The sequence below is a fragment of the uncultured Cardiobacterium sp. genome, from assembly GCF_938028185.1.
In the GTDB taxonomy this organism is placed as follows: domain Bacteria; phylum Pseudomonadota; class Gammaproteobacteria; order Cardiobacteriales; family Cardiobacteriaceae; genus Cardiobacterium.
On record NZ_CALJAH010000260.1, the window covers coordinates 1 to 7724 of the forward strand.

At 58.1% G+C, this 7724-nt stretch carries 8 protein-coding genes and 1 pseudogene; 1 reads left to right on the top strand and 8 read right to left on the bottom strand.

Annotated features, from left to right (window positions below; all coding sequences use genetic code 11):
• Positions 1–357, top strand: a pseudogene (locus Q0349_RS07540) (hypothetical protein); the annotation flags it as partial.
• A gap of 131 nt (positions 358–488) precedes the next feature.
• Here the strand turns inward: Q0349_RS07540 and Q0349_RS07545 are convergent.
• The 8 genes from Q0349_RS07545 to murA all read right to left on the bottom strand — a co-directional run bounded on the left by Q0349_RS07545 (position 489) and on the right by murA (position 7599).
• The gene (locus Q0349_RS07545; protein WP_298080257.1) at positions 489–911 is read right to left on the bottom strand and encodes a ClpXP protease specificity-enhancing factor SspB; all 423 of its coding nucleotides are present in this window, start codon (positions 909–911) and stop codon (positions 489–491) included.
• Positions 908–1546 (bottom strand): glutathione S-transferase N-terminal domain-containing protein, encoded by a 639-nt coding sequence (locus tag Q0349_RS07550; protein WP_298080258.1) that lies wholly within the window; start codon positions 1544–1546, stop codon positions 908–910. The genes Q0349_RS07545 and Q0349_RS07550 overlap by 4 nt, the downstream gene beginning before the upstream one ends.
• A gap of 13 nt (positions 1547–1559) precedes the next feature.
• On the bottom strand, positions 1560–2333 hold the full coding sequence (locus Q0349_RS07555; RefSeq protein WP_298080259.1) for a cytochrome c1: 774 nt from the start codon (positions 2331–2333) through the stop codon (positions 1560–1562).
• Entirely contained in the window at positions 2330–3583 is a 1254-nt protein-coding gene (locus Q0349_RS07560; protein ID WP_298080260.1) for a cytochrome b N-terminal domain-containing protein, read from the bottom strand. The genes Q0349_RS07555 and Q0349_RS07560 overlap by 4 nt, the downstream gene beginning before the upstream one ends.
• 1 nt (position 3584) lies before the next feature.
• Complete coding sequence (gene petA, locus Q0349_RS07565; RefSeq protein ID WP_298080261.1) at positions 3585–4220, bottom strand: ubiquinol-cytochrome c reductase iron-sulfur subunit; 636 nt, start codon at positions 4218–4220, stop codon at positions 3585–3587.
• A 111-nt stretch (positions 4221–4331) separates the two neighbouring features.
• The gene (locus Q0349_RS07570) at positions 4332–5078 is read right to left on the bottom strand and encodes a Nif3-like dinuclear metal center hexameric protein (protein ID WP_298080262.1); all 747 of its coding nucleotides are present in this window, start codon (positions 5076–5078) and stop codon (positions 4332–4334) included.
• A 339-nt stretch (positions 5079–5417) separates the two neighbouring features.
• On the bottom strand, positions 5418–6275 hold the full coding sequence (locus Q0349_RS07575) for an HNH endonuclease signature motif containing protein (protein ID WP_298080263.1): 858 nt from the start codon (positions 6273–6275) through the stop codon (positions 5418–5420).
• Positions 6276–6336: 61 nt separating this feature from the next.
• Positions 6337–7599 carry a UDP-N-acetylglucosamine 1-carboxyvinyltransferase gene (gene murA / locus Q0349_RS07580; protein ID WP_298080264.1) on the bottom strand — a complete coding sequence of 421 codons (1263 nt, stop codon included), beginning with the start codon at positions 7597–7599 and terminating at the stop codon, positions 6337–6339.
• Positions 7600–7724: the final 125 nt, after the last annotated feature.

The window sequence follows — 7724 nt, forward strand, 5'->3', positions numbered from 1 at the left end:
GTCAGCCGCTATCTGACACGCAACCCGAAAACGGCAGCTGGCAAGGCGTTGTGGCAGCTGGCGCTAACGCTAAAAGACAGCGGCAAGGTGGCCTTTCAAAGCGCCCTGCAAGCGTGGTTTGAGCGGCATCAGGGCTTTCTTAACGAACGGACGGTCAATGAGGAAAACGGCAGGTCGCACTACACGCACAAGCAGCTGAGAAGCGCGTATTTAAGCCTGAAACGGAATCTGGACTACCTGTTCACCTTTGAGGCGTATCCCGGTTTGGGCATTCACAACACCACCAATCTGCTGGACGGGAAATTTGCCGACTTAAAGCGCAGTGGGGTGTCATCACGGGGTGAGAAAGGTGAATAAAGCAAGGTTTATAAAGGATTATTTCTCCCTACCTGATGATGAGTAGCTCCTTTTTTGCCCATATGTCGGGGTACAAAAAAGCGGCTCTTGCGAGCCGCCAAATGGATTGCGATGAAATGGGATTTGTGCGGTTATTTGAGGATTTTCAGGTGGCTGCCGCCGGAAGCGGTTTCGCCATCTGCCGGAGCAGCGTTGTCATGTTGCGGGCCGTTTTCCAGGTCTTCCGCAACCTCCAGCGCGATGCCGTCGCCGTTTTCGCGGGTAACCAGCGCTGTGATGGCTTTCATGCTGACCCAAACCTGGTGTGCCTGGCCGCCGAAGCGGGTGCTGAAGGTGACGCAGTCATCTTCGATCGTGAGGTTGGCGGTCGCGGTTGGCGAGATGTTCAGCACCAGCATTTCTTCCTGCATCAGGTGCAGCGGTACGCCGTGTACCCAGCCCGCGCCAGGGGCGGCGATAACGAGGTGCGGGGTGCAGTCGTTATCGACAATCCACTGGTAGATGGCGCGCAGCAGGTAGGGCTTGCGGTCGGTCATGGTGATGTTGTCCATCATGCCCCCGCCCGCAGTGCGGCTTCCTGTTTGGAGAGCGATTTGCGGAAGTACTCTTTGTTGAAATGGAAGTCCATGTAGCGCTGGATGGTCGCTGCCGCTTTGGGCAGTTCGATTTCGAGGCTTTCCAGCCGCCAGAGGACGGGCAGGACGCAGCAGTCCAGCAGGCTCATTTCGCTGCCAATGAGGTAGTCGCGCCCCTTGAACATTGGCGACATCAGCAGTACGGCTTCGCGCAGTTGTTTGTGCGCTGTTTTTTTCTTCGCTGCGGTCAGTTTGCCGTGCTGGAGCTGGTCCAACGGCTGGTACCAGTTGGTTTCCAGTTCGTAGCAAAACAGGCGGATTTTCGCTTTCAAGTTCGCCTCTATCGGCATCAGCGCCGGGTGCGGGAAGCGTTCGTCAAGGTATTCGCTGACGACGCGCTCGTCAAAGAGGACGAGGTCACGGTCTATCAGGGTCGGCAGGCGTCCGGTCGGGTTGATTTCGATGAGGTCGGCCGGGATGTTGTCCGGGTCGATTTCAACGTAGTCGATTTCGAGGTCTTTCGCCTGACAGACGAGGCGGATGCGGTGGCTGCTGGCATGGACGGGGCTGCCGAACAGCGCCAGCCCACCCCGTTTTTGGCTTACGATACTCATAGGCTCCTTGGGCTTAGTGGATGTCGCGCCAGTATTCTTTTTTCAGCAGGTAGAAGATGACGGTGAGGAAGGCGAGGAAGGCCAGCACCCACGGTCCCATGCGCATTCTGTCCAGTGCTGAAGGGTCGGATACGTAGCTGAGGAAGTTGGTGATGTCGTAGGCGACTTTGTCGTACTCTTCTTTGTTCAGTTTGCCCGGCGTGACGGCTTCAAAGCCAACGAGGCTGCTGTGGGTCTCGCATTGTTCTTTGCCGTCAACGGTCTCGCAGGTTTTGTCTTCATGATAGACGGGTTTCTGGATGCCCTGCAGCTCCCACAGGGGGTTGGGCATACTCGCACCGGCGAAGACGGAGTTGTTGAAGCCGAGCGGGCGGCTGTCGTCCTGGTAGAAGCCGCGCAGGTAGTTGTAGATGTAGGCGCCGCTTTTTGCCCGCGCGGTGAGCGAGAGGTCGGGCGGGGTCTGGCCGAACCATTTCAGGCCTTCTGCGCCACTCATCGCGGTGTGCATTTGTTCAACGTCTTTGGCACCGGTAAAGATGAGGTTCTTCGCCCCTATTTCCGGGTCAATTTGCAGGTCGCGGAACATCCGGTTGTAGCGCTGGTATTTGAGCGAGTGGCAGCCGGAGCAGTAGTTGATGAAGTATTTGGCACCGTTTTGCAGCGAGATTTTGTCGTTCAGGTCGGTCTGAAAGGTGTCGTTCGGATAGGTTGCCGCGCCGCCGGAGGCGAAGGTTTGGCTTATTGCCAGCGCTGCAACGAGCAGGATCAGGTTTTTGATGGCGTTCATTTGGTCACCCTGGTTGGTACTGGCTTGGTTTTGTCGAGTTTGCTGTAGATGGGCATCAGCAGGAAGAAGGCGAAGTAAACCGCCGTGAAGAACTGTGCCAGCAGGGTTACGGTGTTGGTCGGCTGCATGGTGCCGAGTTTGGTCAGGGTGAGGAAGGCGATGACGAACATTCCAAGGGCGACGCGCGAGATCCAGCCTTTGTAGCGGATGGATTTGACTGGTGAACGATCCAGCCACGGCAGGATGAAGATCATGCCGACAGCGGCAAACATGGCGATGACGCCCCACAGTTTGGCGGGGATGCCGAACCAGTCCCAGGTCATGGCGCGCAGGATGGAGTAGAAGGCGCCGAAGTACCACACCGGGGCGATGTGTTCGGGCGTTACCTGTGCGTTTGCCGGTTCAAAGTTGGCGAGTTCGAGGAAGTAGCCGCCAAATTCGGGCATATAGAAGATGATGCCGGCGAATATCATGAAGAAGAAGCCGAAGCCGACCAAGTCTTTGATGGTGAGGTAGGGGTGGAAGGGGATGCCGTCCAGCGGTACGCCGCGTTCGTCCAGGTGCTCTTTGATTTCGATGCCGTCCGGGTTGAGCGAACCGACTTCGTGTAGCGCGATGATGTGCGCCGCGACCAGCATCACCAGCACCAGCGGGATGAGGATGACGTGCAGCGAGAAGAAACGGTTGAGCGTCGCGTCGGAGATGTAGAAGTCGCCCTGGATGAAGGTGACGATGGCGTCGCCGACAATCGGGATGGCGCTGAAGAGCGAGATGATGACGTTCGCGCCCCAGTAAGAGGTTTGTCCCCACGGCAGCAGGTAGCCCATAAAGGCTTCCGCCATCAGCGCGAGGAAGATGAGCGCGCCGAAGAGCCAGACGAGTTCGCGTGGTTTGCGGAAGGAGCCGTACATCAGGCCACGGAACATATGCATATAGACGCAGATGAAGAAGAAAGACGCGCCGGTGGAGTGCATATAGCGGATGAGCCAGCCGTAATCAACGTCGCGCATGATGTATTCGACGCTGCTGAAGGCTTCGGCGGCGCTGGGTTTATAGAACATTGCCAGCCAGACGCCGGTGAGGATTTGGTTCACCAGTACCAGCAGGGCGAGCGAGCCGAAGTAGTACCAGAAGTTGAAGTTTTTCGCCGCGTAGTAGCGATCCATGTGGTCGTGCCACAGGACAGAGAGGGGGAAGCGGTTATCGACCCAGCCGATCAGGCCGGTGGTTTTGTACGGGTTGCTGGCCATTTTATGCTCCTTCGCTGCTGGCGCCGACGACGACGAGGTTGTCGTTTTTGAAGTTGTACGGCGGGATGGTCAGGTTGGTCGGGGCAGGCACGCCTTTGTAAACGCGGCCGGAGTAGTCGAATTTTGAGCCGTGGCAGGGGCAGAAGAAGCCGCCTTCCCAGGTGGCATCACCGCGCACTTCGCGGCCTTCGGCGCGCGATTGCAGTTTCGGCGCGCAACCGAGGTGGGTGCAGATGCCCAGCATGACCAGCACGTCCTTGCGCTCTGCCCGCCATTCGTTTTGTGCGTATTCGGGCTGGATGGATTCTTTGGATTCGGGGTCGCGCAGGTCGCCACCGACTTGCGGCAGGGTGGCGAGCATATCGTCGGTACGGCGCAGGACGTACACGACTTTACCCTGCCAGAGTACGGTCTGCATCGCGCCCGCTTCGAGTTTGGTGATGTCAACTTCTACCGGCGCGCCAACGGCTTTTGCCCGCTCGCTCGGCAGCCAGCTTTTGAGGAAGGGAACGGCGAGGAATCCCGCGCCGACTGCGGTCGCGCCGGTTGTCGCCGCGACCAGCATTTTGCGGCGGGCGGGGTTCTCCACCGGGTGCGCCGGAATGAAGACCGGCTTGAGGTTCGCTGCATTGCTCATGATTGTTCTCCGCGCATCGATTGTTTCCTATCAATACGGCGTTATTGCCTTGGGGTGAATAGTTTTTAGGAAGCGCTATCTTAGCAAAATCTTGCGCTTTTCGTCTGCTATTCAGAAGGGATTTTCTTCATCAAAAAAGCGCTGTTGCAGGTCAAAGGTAGCGGCAAGATGTTCGCCCAGGGCGCGAATACCGGCGCGTTCGCTGGCGTGATGGCCGCAAGAGATGTACACCGTGCCCGTTTCCCGCGCTTCGTGGTAGCTGCGCTCGGCGTATTCGCCGCTGATGAATACCTGCGCGCCCTCGCCCGCCGCCTGTTGCAAAAAGTCCTGCGCGGCGCCGCTGCACCAGGCGATGCGGGTAATGGCGGCGTCAGTCGCGCCAACCGCCTGCGGTTCACGCGCAAGACCGTCCGCCAGTTGCGCCAGCAATGCGGGCAACGGCGTCGGCGCAATGCGCGCGTGCCAGATGAGCGGTTCATCCGCCGACTGCCATACCGCTTCGCAGGCAAAATGGCGGGCAAAGAGCGCGTTGTTGCCCAGTTCGGAATGTTGGTCGAGCGGCAGGTGGTAGGCAAAGAGATTCAGGTCATGGGCGAGCAGCGCGGCGAGGCGATGCTTTTTCATGCCCACCACCTGCGGCGCTTCGCCTTTCCAAAAGTATCCGTGATGCACCAAAAGCGCATCCGCCTGCCAGTCAATTGCCGCGTCAATCGCCGCCTGCGAGGCGGTCACGGCGGTGAGGATGCGGCGGATTTCCGCCCGCCCTTCCACTTGCAGGCCGTTGGGCGCGTAATCGCGGAAACGGGCGCATTGCAGCAGTTCGTGCAGATGGGTTTGCAGTTGGTCGCGGGTAATCATGGCAGGTTCCTGAAGGCTGAAAACGGGTAACGGGGCGACAGCACGCATCCCCGCCATCCGGGCGAACGGTGCCGCGTTTACATACAGGGTAGCGGGGATAGTGTATGTGGCGAATAGTCAAATCAAGTGAGCACTTGTCCAAATATATTTTTTCATAAGACGTCTTCTACTACAAAGATTTGCGCGGACAGTTGTTTCATTTCCGCGCGGGCTTCCCGTATCCATCAGAATATGGGGCAATATCCCCGCAGACCGTTAGGATTACATTCGTGCCGCGCAGCCATAGCCGATACGGCAGTGAAAAGCAACGGGGTTCATACGGCAATAGCGAAAATAGATTTATTGCATCGCAAGGTGCGTGATAAAGACAAATTGGCGGTGGTAGGCTAAATATGCAGGTAATCCCTCCGGGATAGCACGCAGCCGCATTTCATGGGTTACGCCAAGCGCCCGCAATACCGCAATATCTATCAGCGCGGATATTTGTATTTTCCCGCTATCTTCAAAAGTAATCCAGCCCGCATCAAACAACAAATCTAGATTAGGAATCAGCGCCAAGCCATTATGGGCATCGAGGCGCTCCTGATTATCCGCGACCCGCCAGGGTTTAATATGCGAGGCTTTGAGTACCCGTGCATCACGGATGCCGGTAACGGCGCAGCCACCCCACAATTTAAGGACATCTTGCCGGAATTGCCCCTGTCCCAAGCGGCTTTGTATTAGTGTTTCGCGTGTGGTGTTTCCTAATACGGCCAGTGCGTCATGCGCGTTTTCTATATCTTTAAAAGAATTACCCGCCGGGAGCGCTGGCACACGGAAGATAAAACGACTGGGTTCAGATTCCCGTATTTCATATTCAACCAGCACGATGCGGCCGTAATATAAGAAACGCGAGTGATGCCGCTCCCGGTAGAAAAGATAAATTTCATCGTCCTGATGCCCTGCCTGTATTATCCGCTGGTCGCTACCATGCGATTGCTCACCTTCCCAATGCAGCCTATCTTCGCTAATTAAATCTTGATATGGGGTCAATACTTTTTGTTTTTCTTTGGTGACAAAGAGAATAATAAAGGGCGTATTTTTCGGGGTAACTACGCCGCGCGAGATAGGATGAAAATCTTTGAATCCCCAAAGTGCTGCCAGTTCGGGGCGGTCATAGGTATTACCGATGATTAAAGATGAAAAATGGACAGGCATTTGCAAATCCTTTCGGCGATAAATAAATGGGGCGGTAGAACCGCCCCGTGTCTTTCCCCGTTTATTCCGGCGCGCGCACCCGCCGGATATTCGCACCAACGGCGCTTAATTTTTTCTCGATGGCATCATAGCCGCGGTCGAGGTGATAGATGCGGTCAATGGTGGTTTCGCCTTCGGCGGCAAGTGCGGCGAGGACGAGGCAGGCGGAGGCGCGCAGGTCGGTCGCCATCACCGGGGCGCCGCTCAGTTTGGCGACGCCGCGCACGGTGGCGGTATGGCCTTCGATGGCGATGTCCGCGCCCATCCGCGCCAGTTCGGGGACGTGCATGAAGCGGTTTTCAAAGATGGTTTCGATGACGGTCGCCGTGCCTTGTGCGACGGTGTTGAGCGCCATGATTTGTGCCTGCATATCGGTCGGGAAGGCGGGGAACGGCGCGGTGCGGATGCTCACCGCCTGCAATGGCCGTCCGCGCTGGTCGAGGCGGATGTAGTCCTGACCGCGCTCTATCGCCGCGCCTGCCGCTTCGAGTTTTTCCAGCACGGCTTCAAGCAGCCCGGCGCGGGTGCGGCGGGTGGTGATTTCCCCGCCGGTAATGGCGGCGGCGATGAGGTGGGTGCCGGTTTCGATGCGGTCAGGCAGGGTGGTGTAACGTGCCGGTTGGAGCGCACGCACGCCTTCGATGGTCAGCGTGGTTGTGCCGATGCCGCTGATTTTCGCGCCCATCGCAGTCAGGCAGTGGGCGAGGTCGGTCACTTCCGGCTCGCAGGCGGCGTTGTCGAGGATGGTGGTGCCGTCGGCCAGTACTGCCGCCATCAGCAGGTTTTCGGTGCCGGTGACGGTGGTCATGTCCATGACGTAGCGCGCGCCGCGCAGTTTGCCGCGCGCGTCGATGTAGCCTTCGTGGATGTCGATGTGCGCGCCGAGTGCCTGCATTCCCTTGATGTGTTGGTCCACCGGGCGCGCGCCGATGGCGCAGCCGCCGGGGAGCGAGACGCGGGCTTCGCCAAGGCGGGCGAGCAGCGGCCCCAGCACGAGGATGCTGGCGCGCATGGTTTTGACGAGTTCGTAGGGCGCTTCGGGGTGGGTGATGGTGGTGGCGTCCACCGTGACCTGGTTGTCGCCAGTGAAGGCGGCTTTGGCGCCCATCGCGTTCAGCACTTTGATGAAGGTGTGGACGTCGCGCAGGCGGGGGACGTTGTCGATGACGGTTTCGCCGGGGACGAGCAGGGTGGCGGCGAGGATGGGCAGCACGGCGTTTTTCGCGCCGCTGATGGTGATTTCGCCAGAGAGCGGCGTGCCGCCGGTGATTTTGAGTTGTTCCATGTTTTGAATTTGTTGGCTGTTGGTTGGTGTTTTCCCGGCGGGGCGGGGAAAGCGGGAAGGTGTGTGGAAATTTGTGCAGCGGCAGCGCCACATATTGTTTACATACACTTTGTTTACATACACTT